This window comes from Streptomyces sp. NPDC059900 (assembly GCF_050270335.1).
Lineage (GTDB): Bacteria > Actinomycetota > Actinomycetes > Streptomycetales > Streptomycetaceae > Streptomyces.
Genome location: NZ_JBNNJZ010000916.1, coordinates 1 through 2,173, shown reverse-complemented (window position 1 = coordinate 2,173; position 2,173 = coordinate 1). Strand labels below are relative to the sequence as shown.

The window sequence follows — 2,173 nt, the reverse complement described above, 5'->3', positions numbered from 1 at the left end:
TCGTACGTGTCCGTGCCCTCGGCGGCGGCCTCGATGAGGACGTCACCGATCCACACCGCGTGGGCGTCGTCGCCCTGGAGCGCGCCCTTGTAGACGACGTTCGACTTGCAGTGCGGCTGGTTGTGGTCGACCAGGAGGCGGTGCTCCTGGTGCTGGCCGGCGTCGGTGACGTACAGGCCGAGGAGCTCGGCCTCGCCGCCCGTGCCCGCGTACTCGACGCGGGGGTGCAGGCGTACGACGTCGCCGCCGAAGGTCACGACGACCGACTTGAAGGTGGCGTCGCGGCCGATCAGCGCGTTGTGCTGCGCGATGTGCACGGCCTTGTCGTCCCAGTCCTGGACGGAGACGACGGTGAGCTTGGCGCCGTCACCCAGGAGGTAGTCGACGTTGGCGGCGAGCACGGCGTCACCGGTGTGGTCGATGACGACGAGGGCCTCGGCGAACGCGCCCACCTCGATGACCTGGTGGGAGAAGGCGAGGCCGCCCTCGCCGTGCACGGCGATGCGGATCGGCTCGGTCAGGACCGTCTCCTTGGGGACGGTCACCACCGAGGCCTTCTCGAAGGAGCTGTAGGCCTGCGCGGCGACGCGGTCGACGGGCTTGCCCGCCTTGCCCACGCGTGCGTCCTCACGGCCTACGGTCTCCTGGGTCACGCCCGCCGGGGCCGTCACCTCGACACGGATGCCGCCGGTGGCGACCGCCGTGCCGTCGTGCAGCCCGCGCAGGCGCTCCAGCGGGGTGAACCGCCACTCCTCCTCGCGGCCGTGGGGGACCGGGAAGTCCGCCACGTCGAAGGACGGGGGAGCGCTCATGCGGGTGGCGACGGTTGACTCGGCGGCCACCGCGATGGACCCGGCGGTGGTGGATCCCACCGGAATGTTCTGAGCCTCAGCCATGGCTGTCGTCGTGCTCTCTCTCTGGGTAAAGAAATCGGTCGCTGCTGCGGGGGACCGGCCGGTCTTAACCGACCGAACCCTCCATCTGCAGCTCGATCAGCCGGTTCAGCTCCAGGGCGTACTCCATGGGCAGCTCCTTGGCGATCGGCTCGACGAAGCCGCGCACGATCATCGCCATGGCCTCGAACTCCGTCAGACCGCGGCTCATCAGGTAGAAGAGCTGGTCGTCGGAGACCTTGGAGACGGTCGCCTCGTGGCCCATGGACACGTCGTCCTCGCGCACGTCCACGTAGGGGTACGTGTCGGAGCGGGAGATCGTGTCGACGAGCAGCGCGTCACACAGGACGTTCGACTTCGATCCTGCGGCGCCCTCGCCGATCTCGACGAGACCGCGGTAGGAGGTGCGGCCGCCGCCGCGCGCCACGGACTTCGAGACGATGTTGGAGGAGGTGTTGGGCGCCATGTGGACCATCTTGGAACCGGCGTCCTGGTGCTGGCCCTCGCCCGCGAAGGCGATGGACAGCGTCTCGCCCTTGGCGTGCTCGCCCATGAGGTAGACGGCGGGGTACTTCATCGTCACCTTGGAGCCGATGTTGCCGTCGATCCACTCCATGGTCGCGCCCTCGTACGCCACGGCGCGCTTGGTGACCAGGTTGTAGACGTTGTTCGACCAGTTCTGGATCGTCGTGTAGCGGCAGCGGCCGCCCTTCTTGACGATGATCTCGACGACCGCGGAGTGCAGGGAGTCCGACTTGTAGATCGGCGCCGTGCAGCCCTCGACGTAGTGGACGTAGGCGTCCTCGTCGACGATGATCAGCGTCCGCTCGAACTGGCCCATGTTCTCCGTGTTGATGCGGAAGTAGGCCTGGAGCGGGATCTCGACGTGCACGCCCTTGGGGACGTAGATGAACGAGCCGCCGGACCACACGGCGGAGTTCAGCGACGCGAACTTGTTGTCGCCGACGGGGATGACCGTGCCGAAGTACTCCTTGAAGAGCTCCGGGTGCTCCTTCAGCGCCGTGTCGGTGTCCAGGAAGATGACGCCCTGCTCCTCCAGGTCCTCGCGGATCTGGTGGTAGACGACCTCGGACTCGTACTGAGCGGCGACACCGGCGACGAGGCGCTGCTTCTCCGCCTCGGGGATGCCGAGCTTGTCGTACGTGTTCTTGATGTCCTCGGGCAGGTCCTCCCAGGACTCCGCCTGGCGCTCCGTGGAACGGACGAAGTACTTGATGTTGTCGAAGTCGATGCCCGACAGGTCCGAGCCCCAGTTGGGC

2 protein-coding genes are annotated in these 2,173 nt (G+C 67.4%); both read right to left on the bottom strand.

Annotated features, from left to right (window positions below):
• Positions 1-896 (bottom strand): SufD family Fe-S cluster assembly protein (locus ACQKIP_RS45660; protein ID WP_427745695.1); only part of this gene is annotated, 896 nt, incomplete at its 3' end.
• A 64-nt stretch (positions 897-960) separates the two neighbouring features.
• Positions 961-2,173 (bottom strand): Fe-S cluster assembly protein SufB (gene sufB / locus ACQKIP_RS45655; protein WP_427745694.1); only part of this gene is annotated, 1,213 nt, incomplete at its 5' end.